Here is a 19198-nt window from a genome sequence, read left to right on the forward strand (position 1 = left end):
ACTCCCCCCCCGCCGCCCCGCACGTGCGGCGCAAGCCAAGCTGCGGATGCAGCGCCGACGATTGAGGAAAACGAAAGCCTAGAGCGTGTTTCCAGTCAACGGAAACACGCTCTAACGATCAGGATGGCGGCGTCGCCGGTGGCGTGGCCGGGGCCGCCGCTGGCGGCGGGGTGGCGGCTTCCTGGCGCACGGTGCGGTAATTATCCAGGAAGCTGCGGAACAGGTCGATTTCGGTGATACGCTGGCGGATGGTATTGGCATCGGCCAGACCCGCCGATTCCTCCGGCCGGGTCAGCAGGCGGAAGAAGGTCGCGTCCTTCGACTTTTCCATGGCCGGCCCGAAATCGCGGCGCAGCGCGTCCAGCCCCGCATTATCGCCGGCCAGCGACAGGGCCGTGGCGCGGTTGACGACAAGGCTGGAGACCTGCGGGTCCAGGGTGGCACCGGCGGCGGGCGGCGGGCCGATGACATCGGCCAGGGCCTGGGCAGCCGCCTTCCACTGCTTGTCGCGCATGGCGATGTCGATACGCAGCAGATTGGCGTTGTGCGACTGGTCGGCGGCCAGCAGCTGAACCGCCTCCGTGCCCTTGTTGATCTGCGACAGGGCGCGGGCGCGCAGCAGCTTGCGTTCCTCCGCCAGTTCCGGCGTGATCTCCGGCACCTCGCTTTTGTCCAGTGCCGCCACCGCCAGTTCCGGCGTGCCATCCAGCAGACGGATGCCGGCCAGCCGCGTGCCGACCTGCGCCTTTTCCAGGCCCTGCAACCGATACTGCACCTGATGGTCCAGCAGTTGGCCGGCACGGTCCAGCAGATCGATCTCGACCAGCCGTTCAGCCAGCTTGCGGATGATGCGGTCACCATCGGGGCCGGGGGGCGTCAGCTCGCGGTATTGCTCATAAAGCCCCATCGCCTCCAGCGGCGACATCTTCGCGGCCCCGTCCGTGGCGAACAGGTCCGTGAAGGTCCGGGTCATGTCCGCCGCAATCTCCTTTGCCTCCGGCGTGTCCGGGAAGGCGGAGATGGTGTGGCGCATGCTGTCGAAGGCCTGGGGATAGTTGCCGGCAATGGCATGCACCTCCCCAATACGGCGCAGGTTGGACAGTTCCAGCGCATCGCCACGCCAGGCAAAGCGCATCTCCTCCATCTTCTTGGCCGCCTCCTTGGGCGGCATCTTGCCGGCGGCCAGAGCCGTGTCGATATAGTCGCGCTTGGCCCGCATGGAATAAAGCCGGTCACGACCGGCCTGCGCCTGCTTGAAATAGGACAGGGCCTTGTCATTGTCGCCCAGGGCGCGGAACACGGCACCCCGGAAATACTGTACCGCGGGCGCCTGGTCGCCGCTTTCGCCGCCCCGCTTGGCCACGCGGTCCATGATCAGGGCCGCCGCTTCGGGTTGTCCGGCGCGCAATGACGCATCGGCGGCGGACAAGGCCAGACCGGTGTAGAAAGGTTCCGGATAGCGGTCCAGCAGGTCCTTGGAGGCCTGGAAGGCGGCATGCGCCCCGGCATAATCGCCCTGCCCCGCCAGGGCCGCCGCCCGCCACAGGGCCGCGTCGGGTTCATTGGCCAGTTGCCGGTTCGACAGGTCGGCCATGCCACCCGCGAAATCACTGGTCAGCACCCGGCCAATACCGCGCACGGCCAGGAATTCGGGCCGCCGGTCCACATCGGGCTGCAGGGATTGCACGCGGGTCAGCATGCCCAGCGCCTCATACCCCATGCCATTGGCCAGATAGAAGCGGGCGATATCCAGGCGGCCACGCGTCTTTTCCGCATCCGGCAGGGCCGTCAGACGGTCCCATTTCGCCTGCCGCGTCTTGTTGTAATCGCGCGCCGCCACCTGGCCCCAGCGCTTGAAATCGAACAGCTTTTCCTGCTCCACGGGTGGCGGGGGCGGCGGGATGGCGACCTGGACATCCGCCGGCGGCGACAGACGCAGGCCGCCTGGCACCGTCACCTCCACCCCCTCACGCACCGGCTGTACAGCCAACCGGTCATCCAGGGGGCGCATGACAAGGCCCTGCAGGGTCGGCAGGAACTGCACCTCGGTATAGCGCAGCGGCGCGTCCACATGCTGGCCCGGCAGCGGCAGCGGCACCACCGACAGGGTGTCACCCACCACCGGGTCTTTAAAGGCGATGATCTTTTCCGCCTCTGCCGCCGGCAGGACCAGCCGGGGGCCCAGCGCGAAATCCGGGTCCGGTCGGGGTATGATGGAACTGTTAGTGGCCTTGACGCCCGTCGCCTGTGCCAGGGTCACCTGCCAGATGGTGCCGTCACGCCCAACGGATGCCTGCATCAGGGCCGGCATGGACAGGCGGAAGCCGGACCCACCCTGAACGGCCACCGGTTCGATGACCGATTGCAGACCGGCAGGCACCGGCGGCGCCGTCTCGGGCGGAACCGTGTCATCGAACAGAATATAGAGATATCCGGCCCGTTCAAAAATTGCTGCCGCCCGCGCCGCCTTGGGATCAAAGGGTAGGGTCACGGGCGCGATGGCGACCTCCCCTGCCGGCGCGTCTGACGTGCTGGCAGCAGGCGTGGCCGCCGGGGGCGGCATTGCTGCCGTCGGTGCGGGGGGCGGTGGTGGCGCAACCGCCGTGGGAGCTGCCGTGGCTGTCACGGCGGGAGCCGGCGTCGGCGCAGGCGCAGCGGCGGCGGGGGCCGGATTGGCCGTCGCCGGTGGTGGCGGGCTGACGGTCAGCGGGGTCGGGGCACCGGATGCGGTGGCGGCACCATTGGGCGCGGCATTGCCCCGAAGCTGATAAAGCGGCGCCCCCTCACGCGGGGCACGGGGATCGGCGGGACGCGGCGTCACCTGTGCCGCCGCTGTCTGGGCGGGCGTTCCTTGCGTCGCGGCGGGTGCCGCCGTTGCCTGCTGCTGCGCTGCCGGGGGGGGCGGCGGCGGACTGGCGGGGGCCGGATTGCTGCCGGGCGGCGGCTTGTCCAGGACATCGACGATGATGCGGGCGCCGGCCCGGCTATGCTTGATGCCGGCCCCGGCGGGAATCTCGAACCGCACCGTCACCGACCCATCCGCCGCCGCCTGGGTCAGGCCATTGATGCGGCTCGGCCGGGCGCGCAGAACACCGGCCAGATCGACCTGTGCCGCGACAGGGAAGCGGATGCTGACCCCTGCCCCGTTCTGCTCAACGGTGTAGGGAACCTCGCGCGGCCAGTCGAAGACCAGACGGCTGTAATCGGGATGCACGCCGCTGCGCACCGGCACACGCGGCGCCGTACTGCTGCTGGCGGCAGCAGGGGCCGGCGGCTGCTGTGCCCGGACGGGGGCCGGCAGCAACGCGGTGGCGGCCACCGACAGGGCCAGGGTGCCGGCCAGGATGCGGGCCGCCCTCATGGCGTCACCCCATGTTCACGCACCACCAGATCGACGCGGCGCGCATCGGCCTTCACCTCGCCCCCCGATTGACCATCGCCATGGCCCCGCACGGTGATGTCCCGCAAATACCCCGCCTCCCGCAGGGCATCGGCCACCGCCTGTGCACGGGCCAGCGACAATTCCCAATTGCTGGGCCAGCTGCGGCCCGTGGGCGACGCGTCGGCATGGCCCACGACATCCACGGCATTGCCGATATTGGCCGCCACGCCGCCCATCACGAACAGGGCCTTCTTGCCCCCCTCCGACAGGGTGGCGTCACCGGGTGAGAACAGCAGGTCGGAAGGCAGCGACAGGATCAAGGTACCGTCGATGCGGCTGATACGCACATCGGCCAGTTCCGGGTTGCGCGCCATCTGGCTTTCGAACACCCGGCCCAGATAGCCCAAATCGATGGCCTTGCCCCGGTCCAGGCTGGCGGCGGAAAAGGCGGCTTCGGGCCGTTCATCGCCCACCTGATCGGGCTTCGCCCCCGGCACACCCGCCGCCAGCGCCTTGTACCGGGCGGGATCGGGGTCGGACATGGCGTAGAGCATCACGAAAAAGGTCAGCAGCAGGCAGATCAGGTCGGTGAAGGTCACCAGCCAGGCCTTGCCCGCCGACGTATCCGGCTTGGCGAAGCTGAAGGGGGAGAAATGGGCCTGCGGGCGCATCAGGCACCCTCCTCATGCACGCGGAACAGCAGGCGCAGTTGCCCCGCCTCCGCACCCTTCTCCAGCCCGACCGACAACCAAGCAGGATTGGCACCCAGCGCCGACACGGCACGGGCCAGGGCACCCGCACGCGCCACCAATGGGGCCGTATCCTCCACACCCTTCGTGGCGAACAGGAACTCCGCCCGTACCGAGACGCCGCGCGGCCGGTTCTCAAGCGCGCGCGCGATGCGGTCCATCAATCCCTGCTGGCTGGGCCGGATCGCCAGACCGTCGCCCGCAAACAGGTTGGAGGCCGGTATGGTGACATGCAGGGTGCCCGTCTCGGTTCCCGCCTCCACCTTAGCCAGCGGCAGTTCGGCGCGGATCAGATCGCCCAGATCCTGGACGGCACGCGCCGCCTCGCGCCGGGCCTGCTGCCGGTCGCCGGGAGAGCCTGTCAGCAGCGCCTGAGCCGAAAAGGCGTCATCCACGCTGCGGATGACGGCGCCCACCTTCTCGTCATGGAAATGCGAGATGCTGTTCAACAGGATGAAAAAGGCCAGCAGCAGGATGAAGACGCCGAGATAAAGAAGCGTCGCCCCTTCCCCGCCCTTGTCACGGTCACCGGACGCGCCGAACCGCAGGGGAACCGCCATGTCAGGATCGGTGCTGCCGGATGTGTGCGTCTCGGGCATTCAACCTCAATCAAACAGGCTGTCGATGAAGGCCTGGTCGATGCCGGCGCCGGGCATGGACGGACCATTCAGCAGCTTGGTATCGGAGGGGGCTTCGGGGGCGGCGGTTGCCATGGTGGGATGGCGGCGCTGCACCTCCTCACCCAGGGCGACCAGCAGGACTTCAACCTTCTGTTCGATATGCTTCAGGGCGCGGACCACCTTGGTGATGCGCTGGCCGGTAATGTCCTGGAAGTTGCAGGCCTCATAGATGCCGGTGGTGATGTCCATCAGCTTGTTGGACACCTCCGCCGGCACGTCACCGGCCAGGGCCATCATCTGGTCACAGGCATCCATGATGCGGTTCGTGGCATCCTCCGTGGCGCCGACCACGGCGTCCAACTCGTCGGTAGCCAGCGGAATATGCTCGGAATGGATGTCCGACGGCTGAATGCTGGCGATTTCCTTCTTGGCGTTATTGATGAACCGGGCCAGCCCCTCCAGCTCTGCATAGAGATGCAGATCATGCTGGCCCATGTCGCCGCCCATGGAGGACAGGACGGATGCGACGATGGTCGCCACTTCTTCGCGCGACAGCGGCTGCCGCGCCTCGGCGCGGGCATTGTCCAGCCGTTCCTGGAGCACGGGATCGGCGGCGGTGGCGGTGCGGAACATCAGAACACCTTCAAAGCGCGAGTACTTCGGGGCCGGCAACAGCCGGGGACAGACAGGGGACAGGCTCCCCGGAGGCCTTCATACAATCATTCGGGCACTGTTGGCAGCCTCTTCCGTGCAGCCAGAAGGATGGTGACCTCCTGGGCCCGTTTCTCGTCCATGGCGGCGAATACAGGGGCAACCTTGGCTTCCTTCATGCGGCTGATCACATTCAACAGCACGACATTCTCCAGATTGTTGAAAATCTTGGCCGCGTCGGCAGGCTTCATCGTCTCGTAAATCTTCACGAGACTGTCCAGCTGCGCCTGCTGTTCGGCATTGGCCTGGGTCAGAAGACCCTGGATTTCCTTCTTCAGGTTCTGAAGCTCGGTGATTTTCTGATCGAATCGCGTCTCGGCGGCGGTCAGCATCGCTTCGCGCTGATCCAGTTCGCGTCCACGGCTATCCAGCTGTTCACGCCGTTCCTGCAACCGTTGCAGGATTTCCACCTCGGTCGGGGTGAAGCCCTGGCCGGGCGCACCGGACGGGGCCGGGCTATTGGGATCGGCGGCGGGGGCCTGGGCATGATCGCCCGCCGCGGCTGGCTGCGCATGCTCACCCCCGGCGGCGGGCGGGGTCTGGGCCGGCTGCTGTTCCGCCTCCGCCACCTGAACCGGCGCTGCCGGAAGCCCTGCGGGGGCAACAGCGGGCTTGGCGGGTGCCACGGCGACCGCATTGGACTGCTTGGTTTCCGGCAGGCCCTGCGGTGCGGCTTCCTCTGCAATCGAAGCCGGGATCAGCGACAAGCCCTTGCCCGTCGTCACGGTCAGCCAGATATCCCCGACCTTGAAACCCAGAACCAGGGTCGCAACAAAGATCGTGGCCGGCAGCAGGCCAGGCCGCATCAGGGCACGGCGCGGCTTGGGCGGTTTGGGTGCCGGCTTGCCCCGCGCGGCAGCCGGGCGGGCGCCCGGTTTCGCGGCGGGTTTGGCACCGGCCTTCGCGGCGGGTTTGGCCGCCGGTTTGGCGGGGCCGGGGGTGGCCCCGGCGGCTGGCGTGGGGGCGTCGGTCATTGCCGCAGATTCTCCAGCGCCTGCAACAATTCCTTCTCCGCCCGCGACCGGGGCTCAGCGCCACCTTGTGCAGGTGCAGCCGCCTGCTGGGGCGGCGGGGCCGCTGCAGGCGCGGCGCGGGGCGACGGGGCGACAGCCGGGCGCGGGGCGGCGGGTGATGCGGTCAGGGGGGCACCCCCGCCCTGGCCCGGCATCACGGCGGCGCGCGCCTTGCCCGACGCGGCTTCCAGCCGGTTGGCCAACCCATCGGCGGCCTGCACGATCAGCTCCATCTCCTCTTTCAGGGTCTGGGCGCGGCCGATCAGGTTGGAAAGGGTTTCGCCAGACTCATGCGCCGCCCTGCGCATGCCCTTCACGGAACTATCGGCCTGGGCCGTGGCCTCGGCGAAGCCTTTGACCAGTTCCTCCAGCTCCGCCCGGCTATCCTTGACAGCCGACAGCTGCTTGTTCAGGCGCAGGGCGTAAATGATGGTGGCCACCAGCAAGCCGACGATGGCCACATCCAGCAACAGGGACAGGATCGTGGGAATCATGGCTGGCCCTCCGGTTTGGGTGATTCCTTGTCTATACGCACCGCGATATTGCCGCCCTTGCGGCCCATCCGGCCCAGGAACATCGGAACGTCGCCGCACCGAAGCTCAATCGTTTCATCCGGCGCCACGTTCAGCAGCACACGGCTGCCGACGCGCCAGGACAGAACCTCGTTCAGCGGCAGGACAATCTCGTCCAGCACCGCCGACAGATGCACATCGGTCTGCCACAGCTCCGACGCCAGGTGGGTTTCCCAGATACTGTCGCGACCGAACTTTTCACCCATGAACATCTGCAACAGCAGTTCGCGCACAGGTTCCAGGGTGGCATAGGGGATCAGCAGTTCCAGGCGCCCGCCACGGTCTTCCATGTCGATGCGCAGCTTGACCAGCACGGCGGCGTTGGCCTGGCGCGCGATGGTGGCGAAACGCGGATTGGTTTCCAGGCGGTCGAAGCGGAAGGTGACGGGCGACAGCGGATCGAACGCCGCCGACAGGTCCGACAGGACCACATGCACCATGCGCTCAACCAGATTGCGTTCGATGGTCGTATAGGGGCGGCCTTCGATACGCATGGCCGCCGTACCGCGCCGGCCACCCAGCAGCACGTCCACGATGGAATAGATCAGCGCCGAATCGATGACCATCAGGCCGTAATTGTCCCATTCCTCCGCCTTGAACACGGCCAGCATGGCCGGTAGCGGGATGGAATTCAGGTAGTCACCAAACCGGACCGAGCTGATCTGATCCAGCGAAACCTCGACATTGTCGGAGGTGAAGTTACGCAACGACGTCGACATCATGCGGACGAGGCGGTCGAACACCACCTCCAGCATGGGCAGACGTTCGTAATTGACCAACGCCGAGTTCACCAGCGCCATAACGCCAGTATTGTCGCCGTCGCCGGCCCCGTCCTTGTCGAAGCCCAGCAGGCTGTCGATTTCGTCCTGGTTCAGAACGCGCGTGGCACCGCCGCCACCGCCGCCGCCGCCCATGTCGCCAAAGGCGTCGCCAGCCCCTTCATCGGCCATGGCAGCCCATTCGGCCGCCATGCGTTCTTCTTCACTAAGCTCCTCGGGCCCGGCCATCACGCATCCTCTCGCATCATTGCTGGACCAGGAATTCCTTGATCAACACGTCCTTCACCTTCACCGGTGCCGCCGCGGCATTCACCCGCATCAGCAATTCCTCACGCAAGCGGTACATGCCCGCCGACCCGCGCAGGTCATCGACCTTCAATTCGCGCAGGTAAACCTGGAACGCATCCGTGATGCGGGGCATGGCCTGATCGATGGCCGGCACCTCCTGCGGGTGCCCGATCTCCAGCGTGATGCCCAGCTTCAAAAGCGTGGCCCGCCGCTCACCTGTGTTCAGGTTGACCAGCATGTCGGGCATGTCCTTGAAGATCGGCGGCCCCTTATATTCGGGCAGTTCGGGTTCCTTATGCTCTTCCTCCACATGCTCCTCGCCCTCGGCAGCATGCTTCTTGCCCAAAAGTCCGTCGAGAGCGCCCATGAAGTATGCGCCCGCCGCACCCGCCACGATCAAAAGGATGGGCAGAACAATGAACAGCACGATTTTCTTGCCGCTCAGTTTCTTGCGCGGCAAATCGGCTTCGGTCGAACCGCCGCCATCGGTCTCCATCGACGTCATACTGTACCACCCCTGACCCCGGCCAGCATCCGGCCCCAAGCTCCCCAGGCGCACCCAAGGAATTCCGGCATCGCTGTCGAACCGGAATGATACCAAGCCGATTCAACGCTTTCCACGCATTTACGGTGGTTCAGGAAGAAATTCCGTATAATTCGATGCATCGCCGCCGCTCCGGCCCTCGCGACCCGCATCCGTTGCCGGACATGTCTTGTCCTTTTCCGTCCGCTCCTGGTCCGACGCGTGCCTTTCGGCTACGCTGACAGCCACGTACTGTGCCGGTCATCACAACCCGGAACCGGAGCATGAAATGTCCGCTCACGATACTGCCCTGCTGGTCATCGATGTACAGGAAAGCTTCCGTCAGCGCCCCTACTGGCAGGAAGCGGAGGCAAACCCCTTCTTTGACCGCGCACAGGCCCTGATCGATGGCGCCAGGGCCGCCGGCATCCCCATCGCCCAGATTTTCCATGTCGATCCCGATGGCCCGTTTTCCAAGGCGTCCGGCCATGTGAAGCTGCTGGCGCCGGTGCGGATCACCCCCGACGCGGTGTTCGAGAAGCCGCGCCATAGCGCCCTGGTGGGCAGCGGGCTGGATGTCTGGCTGGTGGCAAAGGGCGTGCGCCGGGTCATCATCTGCGGCATCCGCACCGAACAATGCTGTGAGACGACGACGCGCCACGCATCCGACCTGGGGTACGAGGTTGATTACGTGACGGAGGCCACCCTGACCTTCGCCATGACCGACGCCAAGGGCCGCACATGGTCCGCCGATGACATCCGGGCGCGCACCGAACTGGTGCTGGCGGGTCGTTTTGCGACCATCACCAGCGTGGAACAGGCGCTGGCCCGCGCTCTGGATGATACCGGGACGCAGGAGGCGGCCTGACCATGAACGAGGGGGCGAACCAGAACCGGCAGATCATTCCCGTTCATGTCGTGCTGCCGCCGCGCGCCATGCTGCTGGACGTGGCCGGCCCGACAGAGGTGCTGCGCCGCGCCGGGGTGGAGCAGGACCGGCTACGGTTCGAATTGAACTTCGTCGGTCCCGACCCGGAAATGTCCAGTTCGGTTGGCCTCGTCCTCTCCCACATCGCGCCCCTGCCCGACCGGTTGCCCGATGACGCCATCATCATGCTGTCGGGCAATATCGATCCGCTGCCGGGACAGGATGTGCGGGCCGATAATGTGCAAGAACAGGTGATCGTCGATTGGTTGCGCCGCATGGTGCGGCCCGGCCATCTGATCCTGTGCATCTGTTCAGGCGCCGTCCTGGCCGCCCGCGCCGGCCTGATGGAGGGCCGGGCCTGCACCACACATCACAGTTCGTATGAGGAGCTGCGGCAAGCGGCACCCGGTTGCCGCGTCATGGAAAACCGGCTGTTCGTGGAGGATGGCAATTGCTGGAGCAGTGCCGGCATCACCGCCGGCATTGATCTGGCCCTGCATTTCATCGCCCGGCGCTGCGGCCCCGGCGTGGCGGCGGCGGTCGCCCGTTATCTGGTCGTCTATATGCGCCGGGCCGGGGCCGATCCGCAGCTTTCACCCTGGCTGGAGGGGCGCAACCATCTGCATCCCGCCATCCACCGGGTTCAGGATGCCATTTCCGCCGATCCGGCGCGCGACTGGTCACTGGTCACCCTGGCCGATATCGCCCATGCCAGCCCCAGGCACCTGTCCCGCCTGTTTCGCGAACATGCCGGCATGACCGTGCCGGATTATGTGAACCGGCTGCGCGTCGGTCTGGCCCGCCGCCTGATAGAGAATTCGCGCCTGGATATGGAGGCGGTGGCCGAACGGGCGGGCTTCGGCTCCACCCGGCAGCTGCGCCGCGCCTGGAGCCGCCTTCACGACGCCCCACCCAGCGCGGCGCGGCGGATGGGGTAAGGGGAATTGCTAAATCCATAGAACTTAAGACGCCAACCTATTGAATTGGCTTATCCCGCCTTCCCGGCGAAGGCCGGGACCCAAGGGCCAAGCGCCCAGCCCTCGCCAGGTGTCAGCGGAGACAAACGGCGACCTTCGCACCTGTGGCCCCTGGGTCCCGGCCTTCGCCGGGAAGGCGGAAGGTGAGGAGCTGCGGGCCTGCCTCCACCAACCCAAGGGGGTTGCCATCCGGCACCTGCCCGCTTCACCATGGCGGCAACCCGAAACAGGACGCCACCATCATGACGCATCTGGGAAATTCCGCCGGCAGCCGTGACATCGCCTATCACCTGCACCCCTACACCAACCTGAAGGCGCATGAGACGGCGGGGCCGCTGGTCATCGCGTCGGGCAAGGGTGTCACCGTCACGGACGAGGCGGGCAAGGAGTATATCGAGGGAGTGGCCGGCCTCTGGTGCACCAGCCTGGGCTTTGATGAACCGCGCCTGGTCGATGCCGCCATCCGCCAGATGCGCACCCTGCCCTTCTACCACGCGTTTGCCCATAAATCGCACGAGCCGGCCATTAACCTGGCCGAACGGTTGATCGCGCTGGCGCCCGTGCCGATGAGCAAGGTGTTCTTCGCCTGCTCCGGATCAGAGGCCAATGACACGGCGGTGAAGCTGGTCTGGTACTATAACAACGCCCTGGGCCGGCCCCAGAAGAAGAAGATCATCGCGCGGCAGAAGGCCTATCACGGCGTCACCGTCGCGGCGGCCAGCCTGACGGGCCTGCCCAATTGCCACCGTGATTTCGACCTGCCCATCCAGGGCATCCTGCATACCGACTGCCCCCATTATTACCGGTTCGGACAGGATGGGGAGAGCGAGACGGATTTCGCCACGCAGCTGGCCGATAATCTGGAGGCTTTGATCCTGCGCGAAGGACCCGACACGGTGGCCGCCTTCTTCGCCGAGCCGGTGATGGGGGCCGGCGGCGTCATCCTGCCGCCCGCCACATATTTTGAGAAAATCCAGGCCGTCCTCAAAAAGTATGACGTGCTGCTGGTCGCGGATGAGGTGATCTGCGGTTATGGCCGCACTGGCAACATGTGGGGCAGCCAGACCTATGGCATGAAGCCGGACATCCTGACCTCCGCCAAGGCGCTGACCTCGGCCTATCTGCCGCTGTCCGCCGTGCTGGTGTCGGACGTCATCTATCAGGCCTGCGTGGTTGAAAGCGCCAAGATCGGCACCTTCGGCCATGGCTACACCTATTCCGGCCACCCGGTCAGCTGTGCCGTCGCCCTGGAAACCCTGAAGATTTATGAGGAACGGGACATCATCGGCCATGTCCGCGCCATGGCGCCGCGTCTGCAACAGGGGCTGCGCGCCTTCCGCGACCACCCGCTGGTCGGGGAGGTGCGGGGCATCGGCCTGATCGGCGGCGTGGAACTGGTGGCTGACAAGGCCACGAAGCGGCCCTTCGACCCGGCCCTGGCCGTGGGTGCAAAGCTGGTCTCTTTCAGCCACCAGCATGGGGCCATCCTGCGCCCCATCGGCGACAGCATCGGCTTTTCTCCGCCTTTGATCATCAATGAGAAAGAGATCGAAACCCTGCTGTTCCGGTTTGAAAAGTCGCTGGCGGATACGGCGGACTGGCTGGTGCGGGAGGGGGTGAAGCTGGGATAAGGTCGCCGGCATGATCGCCGCCGGACGCCCGGGATCGACATGTCTCTATTGACCGGATCGCGTCTTCATCGTCATCCCGGTGACAAGCCGGGACCCAGCGTGAGGCGCGGTCAGCGCCGATATAACCCATGTCGCGGCAGACGCCGCTTACGCTGGGTCCCGGCTTTCGCCGGGATGACGATAGGGAGCGCTCCCAGTCAACTGGAAGCCGATCTAATATCCTGCGCCTGGGGCAGACTGTCGGAGCGATTTATTCCGTCGCCTGTCCGCACCATAGCCATGCGTGAAAAGCCTCTTGGACAGAATGATGAATTGACCGAAATCAAAGCGGAGATGTCCAATCGCGACCATGCTGCGGGTCTGTCGCCCGTCCGCATTGTCGGGAGCCGGCGCGACAAGCCGTCGCGCGGGGTTTTGCTGGCGATACCTTTGCAGTAATAAACAAGGGTAGACAAAAGGCACGGTCGGCGTGACATTCCTTTAAGTGGTGCAGACGGGACAGCGGCCCATGGATTACGAGAATTTTTTCAAGAGCCAGATTGACGGCCTGAAGCGTGAAGGCCGTTACCGCGTGTTTGCCGATCTGGAACGCCGCGTGGGCGAATTCCCGACCGCCACCTTCCATGGGGAGGATGCGCCGCCCAAGGATGTCACCGTCTGGTGCTCCAATGATTATCTGGGCATGGGGCAGCATCCCGTCGTCATCGGGTCCATGGTCGACAGCCTGCACAAGTGCGGGGCCGGCGCCGGTGGGACCCGCAACATCTCCGGCACCAACCATTATCATGTGATGCTGGAACGCGAACTGGCGGATCTGCATGGCAAGGAAGCGGCGCTTCTCTTCACCTCCGGCTATATCAGCAACGAGGCAACGCTTTCGACCCTGCCGCGCATCCTGCCCAACTGCGTCGTCTTCTCCGACGCGCTGAACCACAACTCGATGATTGAGGGCATCCGTCACTCCGGTGCGGAAAAGCATATTTTCCGCCATAATGACGTGGCCCATTTGGATGCCCTGCTGTCCCGCTATCCGAAGAGCCAGCCCAAGCTGGTGGCCTTTGAAAGCGTCTATTCGATGGATGGCGACATCGCCCCGATCAAGGAACTGTGCGACGTCGCCGACAAGCATGGCGCCATGACGTACCTGGACGAGGTGCATGCCGTCGGCATGTACGGCGTGCGCGGTGCCGGCGTGGCGGAACGCGAAGGCGTGATGGACCGCCTGACCGTGATTGAGGGCACGCTGGGCAAGGCGTTCGGCGTCATGGGCGGCTATATCACCGGCTCCACGGCCCTGGTCGATTGCGTGCGCAGCTTCGCGCCGTCCTTCATCTTCACCACCTCGCTGGCGCCGGTGCTGGCCGCCGGTGCTCTGGCTTCGGTCATGTTCCTGAAGGAACATAACGAAATCCGCATCCGCCATCAGGAGCGGGCCGCGACCTTGAAGCGCCGTCTGGCCCAGGCTGGCCTGCCCGTCATGCCGTCGGTCAGCCATATCGTGCCGCTGCTGGTGGGCGACGCGCATCTGTGCAAGCAGGCCAGCGACGACCTGCTGCGCTATCACGACATCTATGTGCAGCCGATCAATTACCCGACGGTGCCGCGCGGTACCGAACGGCTGCGCCTGACCCCCACTCCCTTCCATGATGACCGCAAGATGGACCATCTGGTCGATGCCCTGCTGTCGGTATGGAAGAACCTGGAACTGAAGCGCGCGGCCTGATCCGGTCGCTTGGCAAGGTTGTTTCATGAAGGCCCGGATGCAGCCCGCATCCGGGCCTTCGGCTTTTCCGGCATGGCGGCTGTAACCCATCGGTTACCCCGCCGCACTTGATGCGGACGGGCCTGCCGGGGTACAGGGATATGTCTTGCGGATAGAAGGATTGTCAGGATGGCCGAAGTCGATATGGACGAGTTGCTTGAGCAGCTCAAGTCAGAGTTCAGCGACTATATCAGCGACCGGTTGTCCTCCATCTACGCCACGCTGGATCAGGCGAAAACAGGCGAGGTCAAGGGCGGTGACGCGCTGCGCGAACTGCGCCGCGAAATCCACTCACTGAAGGGCTCCGGCTCCACCTTCGGATACCCGATCGTCTCCCTGATCGCACAGCGTCTGGAGACCTATTGCTCCGATCTGAAGGATCTGGACGAGAAGCAGATCGCCGCCATCCAGACCTTCGCCGACCGCATCGCGGAAATGGCGGAACTGGAAGAACAGCCGGACATCGCGGCCACCAACCAGATCATCCGCCGCCTGCCCACGCGTTTTGAATTCGACATCACCGATGTCGAGGTGCGGGACGTCGAAATCATGCTGGTCACGCCCAACAAGCTGGTGGCGCGCAAGGCAGCGGGCGAGCTGGCGGCCTGCGGTTTCCGGGTAAACATCGTGTCCGACCCGATTGAGGCCATTTCCATCGCGGTACGCATGCCGCCCGACATGATCATCGCATCCGCCGTCATGGACGGGCTGGGCGGCATCGACCTGATCCGTGGCCTGCGCGCCATGTCGGTGACAAGCCATGTGCCTGCCGCCCTGATGACCAGCATGGGCGCGGACCAATTGAAGGGTGTGCCGACCGATGCCGGCATCATCCGGCTGGGCGCGACATTCGGTGATGACATTGCTGCGACGATTACCCGTTTCAATCTGGGATGAAGACCCCCATATCCCGCGTTGGTATGATGAAGGGGACACCGCGCCGCAGGGCCCCTTCATATTCCGGTAACCCGCGCGGGGTATAGAGGGCCGGCGGACAGGCTGTTCCGTCGGCATAAAGGTTGATCCGTGGACACACAATTGCCGCCCGAACCCGATGGTCTGGAACAGGTCAGCAGCTTTCAGAACGCAGGTCCCGAAAAGACGGAACCCAAGCGCACGACGGATGTGCTTCTTGAAACAATTGAAAAGGTCGAGGGCGAGCGGGTCAGCATCGGTCAGTTGATCGATGGGCTGGGGGAACGGGCCTATGGCATCCTGATGCTGTTGTTCGCCCTGCCCACCATCCTGCCGGCCCCGCCCGGCATGTCGGCTGTGACCGGCATGCCCATCGTTGTGTTCTCCATGCAGTTGATGATCGGGCACCCGCATCCCTGGCTGCCGGCCTTCCTGCGCCGCCGCAGCATTCTGCGCACCGATCTGATGGCCGTCCTGACCAAGGCCGAACCCTGGCTGCGCCGGGTGGAGCGCGTGACGCGACCCCGTCTGACCCATCTGGTCGACGGGCGGATGGAGCGGCTGGCCGGGGTCGTGGTCTTCTTCCTGTCCATCGTGCTGATCCTGCCCATCTTCATGGGCAATATCTTTCCCTCCATCGCAATCGCCCTGATCGCACTGGCCTTGATGGAGCGGGACGGTGTGGCGCTGATTGCCGGCTACATCTCCGCCGTGGCCAGCACGGTCATCGCCTTTGGCTTCATCGCGCTGACCATCAAGATCATGCTGTACGCCGTGCATGAATTCCTGGGGCTGTAGGCCGCAGGGGTTACTGTTGCCGCCAGGGGCCGGGCGGGCGTAGCATCGGCGCGTCCTTATCCGAGCAGGCCCCATGATGCAGAACTTCCCCCGCACCCGCCCGCGCCGCAACCGTGTCGATGGCTGGACCCGCCGGCTGGTGGCGGAAAACCATCTGACGGTCAATGACCTGATCTGGCCGATCTTCGCGGTGGAGGGGGAGAACCAGCGGCAGCCCATCGCCAGCATGCCGGGGGTGGAGCGTCTGTCGCTGGACCTGTTGGTCCCCGCCGTAGCGGCGGCGCGCGATCTGGGCATCCCCTGCGTGGCCCTGTTCCCCGTCCTGCCCTTTGACAAGAAGGATCCAGAGGGCCGCGAGTCGGGCAATCCCGACAATCTGATGTGCCGCGCCATCCGCGCCATCAAGCGGGAAGTGCCGGGCATCGGCATCCTGGGTGATGTGGCGCTCGACCCCTATACCAGCCACGGCCATGACGGCATCGTGAAGGATGGCTATGTCCTGAATGAGGAGACGGTGCAGGCGCTGGTCTGGCAGGCACTGGTCCAGGCCGATGCCGGCTGCGATATCGTGGCCCCGTCGGACATGATGGATGGCCGCATCGGCGCCATCCGCGACGCGTTGGAGGAACGGGGCCATACGCTGACCCGCATCTGCGCCTATGCCGCCAAATACGCGTCTGCCTTCTACGGTCCCTTCCGCGATGCCGTGCAGACGGGCGGGCTGCTGAAGGGTGACAAGAAGACCTATCAGATGGACCCCGCCAACAGCGACGAGGCCCTGCGCGAGGTCGGCATGGACATCGCGGAGGGTGCGGACATGGTTATGGTGAAGCCGGGCCTGCCCTATCTGGACATCATCCGCCGCGTGAAGGACCAGTTCAGCGTGCCCACCTTCGCCTATCATGTCAGCGGGGAGTACGCGATGCTGAAGGCGGCGGCGGCCAATGGCTGGCTGAACTATGACGCGGCCTTGCTGGAAACCCTGCTGGGCTTCAAGCGGGCCGGCACCGATGCCATCCTGACCTATGGTGCTGTCGATGCCGCCCGGCTGCTGCGGGAGCGGGCTTGAGCCTTATCCCGGCGGGCGCCAGGGCGGCACCGCCGCCGCTTCCTCCTGATCAAGACGACCGGCGCAGGTGATCTTGGGCGGGCCATTGCCAAAGGCATCGGCCTCCGGCACGCGTAAGGTCACCTCCAGCAGGACCATGTTGGTCAGCATGTCTGCGAACGGTTCCGGCCTGCCGCCGCCGGGGCCGCGCGTGTCGGACCCGAAAATGCGCTGCAGGTACCAGCCCGCCGCCGACATTCCGCCCGGCGCGCCGGCCAGCAGGTGATCGCGCAGCAGGGTATAAAGCTCCCGGCAGCGCGGCAGACTGCGTTCGCGCGCCGGCATGGGCAATGAGAGATAGGCCAGGACACGGCGGTCGAAAGGCCGGTACAGCGTGCCGACCTTCACCGGCCCATCCCGTCCATCCTTCAGGCCCAGCGCCGTCACCGCCTGCCGCACCTCCCGGTCCAGCCGCAGCATGCCCCAGTCCAGCAGCGTGACGGGCGTGGTGGAAAGCCAGCCGGTCAGTGCCGGGTCCACCGGCTTTTCCTGCGCATTTGCCAACGGGGCGGCCACCAACAGGCAGCACAGCAGCAAGGCCTGTAAGGCACGCATCCGATCCCCCTCTCCGCTTTGGGCGGTCAGGGTAGCGGCGGCAGATGACAAACGCGTTACAGCCCGTCCAGAAACCGGCCCAGGCAGAGGTCAGACCAGACGCCGCCCACCCCGTGGAAACCGACATGCCCACCAGCCCGGCTGATCGCGGGGCGCAGCCAGGGATTGGCGCTCCAGGGAAAGTCCTGATAGGCGGCGGGCGGTATCCAGGGATCGTCAAGGGCATGGACCACCAGGGTCGGCACCCTGATCCGGGGCAGGAAGGACAGGGCCGAATTAACCCGGTAATATTCCGGCGCGTCGGCCCAGCCATTCCAGGGCGCCACCACCTTGTCATCGAAATCCCATAGGTCATGCGCAGCCAGTGCGGCATCGGCCCAGCGATCCCCGACCAGGGCCCGATTACCCTGCATATCCGCCTTCATCTGACCCAGCAGGCGGCGATGGTAAAGCAGGTTGGGGGGCGAGCCGAACAGGCGGCTGCTCGCGGCAAGGTCGATGGGGGCGGAGATGGCGGCACCGGCGACAACGGGCACGGGGAAATCCCCCTCCCCCAGAAACTTCAAGGTACAGTTCCCGCCCAGCGACCAGCCCATCATGATGATGCCATTGGCCGCCAGATCGGTCGGCAGGGTCGCCAGCACGGCCCGGACATCGCCTGTGCGCCCGGCGTGATAGCGACGCGAGCAGGTCGCCGCCGACGGCCCCGCCCCACGCAGGTTCAGGCGCAGGACGGGATGGCCCCGGTCCAACAGCAGGCGCGTGGTGGCGCGGACATAGAAGCTGTCTTCGCTGCCCGTCAGACCATGCAGCAGCACCGCCAGCGGCTTTGACGCCGCCACCACCGGCGGGTTGAGACGGGCCAGCAGCACATCGCCGCTGCCATCGGGCATGGCAACCCGAATCTCCTGCCCCGGCGGCAGGCTATAGGCGGGCTTCACGATGGTATTGCGGATGGTCTGCAGGTGCCGGCCCCACCAGGGAAAGCGGGGCCGAAAGGGGGGCGGCGTGAACGGCGGGGCGCCGTCAGTCATGGGCCAGGAAATCCCGTACCGCCGCCACCTGATCCGCTGCCATCAGGGCCGGGGCATGACCGGCATCGGGCACGGTGTAGAGGCTGGCGCGGGGGCCTTCCTTCGTCATCCGGTCCGCCGTATCGGCCAGCAGCAGGTCCGACAGCGCACCCCGCACAACCAGCACCTGCTGGCGGATCAGGGACCAGAGCGGCCACATGTCGAGATCGTCAATGGCGCTGGTCTTGAAGATACGGGAGATGCCGGGATCAAAGGCCAGACGGTACCCTCCATCGCGCGCATCGGCACTGGTTTGCGCCATATGCCGCCATTGGGCATCGGTCAGAGCGCCAAACCCGGCATAGCGACGCCGCAGATAGGCCTCAACAGCGTCCAGATCGGCGAAGAACGGGTCCAGCCCGACATAATCGCCAATGCGCTCCAACGCCGCCTTCGGGATGAAGGGACCGACATCATTGATGACCAGACGGCGGATGGGGCTGTTCGGCTGTGCGGCCAGCATCATGCCGATCAGGCCGCCCATGGAGGTCCCGACCCAATCCACCTGCGGCAGATCCAGGCGGGCCAGCAGCACCGCCATGTCGGACAGATATTGCGCATAGCTATAATTGTCGGGATTGGCCAGCCGGCCCGACCGGCCACGCCCCACGACGTCCGGACAGATCACCCGCACCTTCAGACTGTCGGCCAGGTTGGCGGCCAGGATATCGAAATCCCGGCCATTGCGCGTCAGCCCATGCACACAGACGATGGCCCGGTCACCCGTACCCCATTCCCGATAGGCGATACGGTGGAACCCGGTCGCCGACAGGCCCTGGCAGGATTTCTCGACAAAGCTGGACATGGGAAACGC

18 protein-coding genes are annotated in these 19198 nt (G+C 65.6%); 7 read left to right on the forward strand and 11 right to left on the reverse strand.

From position 1 onward, the window contains the following. Positions 1 to 118: 118 nt before the first annotated feature. The 8 genes from ACODSP_RS07895 to ACODSP_RS07930 form a co-directional block, all read right to left on the reverse strand. Positions 119 to 3361: a tetratricopeptide repeat protein gene (locus ACODSP_RS07895; RefSeq protein WP_488965071.1), complete on the reverse strand. Its 3243-nt coding sequence runs from the start codon at positions 3359 to 3361 to the stop codon at positions 119 to 121. Next, positions 3358 to 4053, reverse strand: coding sequence for an OmpA/MotB family protein (locus ACODSP_RS07900; RefSeq protein ID WP_488965072.1), 696 nt, complete (start codon positions 4051 to 4053; stop codon positions 3358 to 3360). Before ACODSP_RS07900 ends, ACODSP_RS07895 begins: the two co-directional genes overlap by 4 nt. Then, positions 4053 to 4730 carry a hypothetical protein gene (locus ACODSP_RS07905; RefSeq protein ID WP_488965073.1) on the reverse strand — a complete coding sequence of 226 codons (678 nt, stop codon included), beginning with the start codon at positions 4728 to 4730 and terminating at the stop codon, positions 4053 to 4055. Before ACODSP_RS07905 ends, ACODSP_RS07900 begins: the two co-directional genes overlap by 1 nt. Positions 4731 to 4736: 6 nt before the next feature. Next, positions 4737 to 5384: a protein phosphatase CheZ gene (locus ACODSP_RS07910; RefSeq protein ID WP_488965074.1), complete on the reverse strand. Its 648-nt coding sequence runs from the start codon at positions 5382 to 5384 to the stop codon at positions 4737 to 4739. 86 nt (positions 5385 to 5470) lie between these two features. Further along, on the reverse strand, positions 5471 to 6436 hold the full coding sequence (locus tag ACODSP_RS07915; RefSeq protein ID WP_488965075.1) for a MotE family protein: 966 nt from the start codon (positions 6434 to 6436) through the stop codon (positions 5471 to 5473). Then, positions 6433 to 6969 (reverse strand): DUF6468 domain-containing protein, encoded by a 537-nt coding sequence (locus ACODSP_RS07920; protein WP_488965076.1) that lies wholly within the window; start codon positions 6967 to 6969, stop codon positions 6433 to 6435. Before ACODSP_RS07920 ends, ACODSP_RS07915 begins: the two co-directional genes overlap by 4 nt. Further along, positions 6966 to 8054, reverse strand: a complete 1089-nt coding sequence (gene fliM, locus ACODSP_RS07925; RefSeq protein ID WP_488965077.1) for a flagellar motor switch protein FliM — start codon at positions 8052 to 8054, stop codon at positions 6966 to 6968. The genes ACODSP_RS07920 and fliM overlap by 4 nt, the downstream gene beginning before the upstream one ends. 16 nt (positions 8055 to 8070) lie before the next feature. Further along, a complete protein-coding gene (locus tag ACODSP_RS07930; protein WP_102111067.1) occupies positions 8071 to 8619 on the reverse strand; it encodes a flagellar basal body-associated FliL family protein in 549 nt (182 codons plus the stop codon). Between the two features lie 307 nt (positions 8620 to 8926). On the opposite strand from ACODSP_RS07930, the gene ACODSP_RS07935 reads away from it, so the two are divergent. The 7 genes from ACODSP_RS07935 to hemB all read left to right on the forward strand — a co-directional run bounded on the left by ACODSP_RS07935 (position 8927) and on the right by hemB (position 16717). Next, a complete protein-coding gene (locus ACODSP_RS07935; protein ID WP_488965078.1) occupies positions 8927 to 9505 on the forward strand; it encodes an isochorismatase family protein in 579 nt (192 codons plus the stop codon). A 2-nt stretch (positions 9506 to 9507) separates the two neighbouring features. Next, positions 9508 to 10503 (forward strand): GlxA family transcriptional regulator, encoded by a 996-nt coding sequence (locus ACODSP_RS07940; protein ID WP_488965079.1) that lies wholly within the window; start codon positions 9508 to 9510, stop codon positions 10501 to 10503. A 281-nt stretch (positions 10504 to 10784) separates the two neighbouring features. Next, positions 10785 to 12173: an aspartate aminotransferase family protein gene (locus tag ACODSP_RS07945; RefSeq protein WP_488965080.1), complete on the forward strand. Its 1389-nt coding sequence runs from the start codon at positions 10785 to 10787 to the stop codon at positions 12171 to 12173. Positions 12174 to 12681: 508 nt separating this feature from the next. Next, on the forward strand, positions 12682 to 13896 hold the full coding sequence (hemA, locus tag ACODSP_RS07950; RefSeq protein ID WP_488965081.1) for a 5-aminolevulinate synthase: 1215 nt from the start codon (positions 12682 to 12684) through the stop codon (positions 13894 to 13896). Positions 13897 to 14064: 168 nt separating this feature from the next. After that, entirely contained in the window at positions 14065 to 14832 is a 768-nt protein-coding gene (locus ACODSP_RS07955; protein ID WP_488965082.1) for an Hpt domain-containing protein, read from the forward strand. A gap of 129 nt (positions 14833 to 14961) precedes the next feature. After that, the gene (locus ACODSP_RS07960; RefSeq protein ID WP_488965083.1) at positions 14962 to 15648 is read left to right on the forward strand and encodes an exopolysaccharide biosynthesis protein; all 687 of its coding nucleotides are present in this window, start codon (positions 14962 to 14964) and stop codon (positions 15646 to 15648) included. Positions 15649 to 15721: 73 nt separating this feature from the next. Beyond that, a complete protein-coding gene (hemB, locus tag ACODSP_RS07965; RefSeq protein ID WP_488965084.1) occupies positions 15722 to 16717 on the forward strand; it encodes a porphobilinogen synthase in 996 nt (331 codons plus the stop codon). A 3-nt stretch (positions 16718 to 16720) separates the two neighbouring features. Here the strand turns inward: hemB and ACODSP_RS07970 are convergent, their stop codons facing one another. From ACODSP_RS07970 to ACODSP_RS07980, 3 genes are read right to left on the reverse strand one after another with little or no spacing between them, the layout of a single operon-like run. Then, positions 16721 to 17311 carry a hypothetical protein gene (locus ACODSP_RS07970; RefSeq protein WP_488965085.1) on the reverse strand — a complete coding sequence of 197 codons (591 nt, stop codon included), beginning with the start codon at positions 17309 to 17311 and terminating at the stop codon, positions 16721 to 16723. A 56-nt stretch (positions 17312 to 17367) separates the two neighbouring features. After that, positions 17368 to 18345, reverse strand: a complete 978-nt coding sequence (locus ACODSP_RS07975; protein WP_488965086.1) for a YheT family hydrolase — start codon at positions 18343 to 18345, stop codon at positions 17368 to 17370. Then, on the reverse strand, positions 18338 to 19189 hold the full coding sequence (locus ACODSP_RS07980; protein WP_488965087.1) for an alpha/beta fold hydrolase: 852 nt from the start codon (positions 19187 to 19189) through the stop codon (positions 18338 to 18340). Before ACODSP_RS07980 ends, ACODSP_RS07975 begins: the two co-directional genes overlap by 8 nt. Positions 19190 to 19198 lie beyond the last annotated feature (9 nt).

It is taken from the genome of Niveispirillum sp. FG156, from assembly GCF_057809555.1.

Coding starts and splice junctions, on each gene's coding strand:
- fliM (WP_488965077.1), bottom strand. CDS start 8,054: ATGGCCGGGCCCGAGGAGCTTAGTGAAGAAGAACGCATGGCGGCCGAA.
- ACODSP_RS07910 (WP_488965074.1), bottom strand. CDS start 5,384: ATGTTCCGCACCGCCACCGCCGCCGATCCCGTGCTCCAGGAACGGCTG.
- ACODSP_RS07980 (WP_488965087.1), bottom strand. CDS start 19,189: ATGTCCAGCTTTGTCGAGAAATCCTGCCAGGGCCTGTCGGCGACCGGG.
- ACODSP_RS07905 (WP_488965073.1), bottom strand. CDS start 4,730: ATGCCCGAGACGCACACATCCGGCAGCACCGATCCTGACATGGCGGTT.
- ACODSP_RS07920 (WP_488965076.1), bottom strand. CDS start 6,969: ATGATTCCCACGATCCTGTCCCTGTTGCTGGATGTGGCCATCGTCGGC.
- hemB (WP_488965084.1), top strand. CDS start 15,722: ATGATGCAGAACTTCCCCCGCACCCGCCCGCGCCGCAACCGTGTCGAT.
- ACODSP_RS07945 (WP_488965080.1), top strand. CDS start 10,785: ATGACGCATCTGGGAAATTCCGCCGGCAGCCGTGACATCGCCTATCAC.
- ACODSP_RS07970 (WP_488965085.1), bottom strand. CDS start 17,311: ATGCGTGCCTTACAGGCCTTGCTGCTGTGCTGCCTGTTGGTGGCCGCC.
- ACODSP_RS07895 (WP_488965071.1), bottom strand. CDS start 3,361: ATGAGGGCGGCCCGCATCCTGGCCGGCACCCTGGCCCTGTCGGTGGCC.
- ACODSP_RS07915 (WP_488965075.1), bottom strand. CDS start 6,436: ATGACCGACGCCCCCACGCCAGCCGCCGGGGCCACCCCCGGCCCCGCC.
- ACODSP_RS07900 (WP_488965072.1), bottom strand. CDS start 4,053: ATGCGCCCGCAGGCCCATTTCTCCCCCTTCAGCTTCGCCAAGCCGGAT.
- ACODSP_RS07975 (WP_488965086.1), bottom strand. CDS start 18,345: ATGACTGACGGCGCCCCGCCGTTCACGCCGCCCCCCTTTCGGCCCCGC.
- ACODSP_RS07955 (WP_488965082.1), top strand. CDS start 14,065: ATGGCCGAAGTCGATATGGACGAGTTGCTTGAGCAGCTCAAGTCAGAG.
- ACODSP_RS07940 (WP_488965079.1), top strand. CDS start 9,508: ATGAACGAGGGGGCGAACCAGAACCGGCAGATCATTCCCGTTCATGTC.
- ACODSP_RS07930 (WP_102111067.1), bottom strand. CDS start 8,619: ATGACGTCGATGGAGACCGATGGCGGCGGTTCGACCGAAGCCGATTTG.
- ACODSP_RS07935 (WP_488965078.1), top strand. CDS start 8,927: ATGTCCGCTCACGATACTGCCCTGCTGGTCATCGATGTACAGGAAAGC.
- hemA (WP_488965081.1), top strand. CDS start 12,682: ATGGATTACGAGAATTTTTTCAAGAGCCAGATTGACGGCCTGAAGCGT.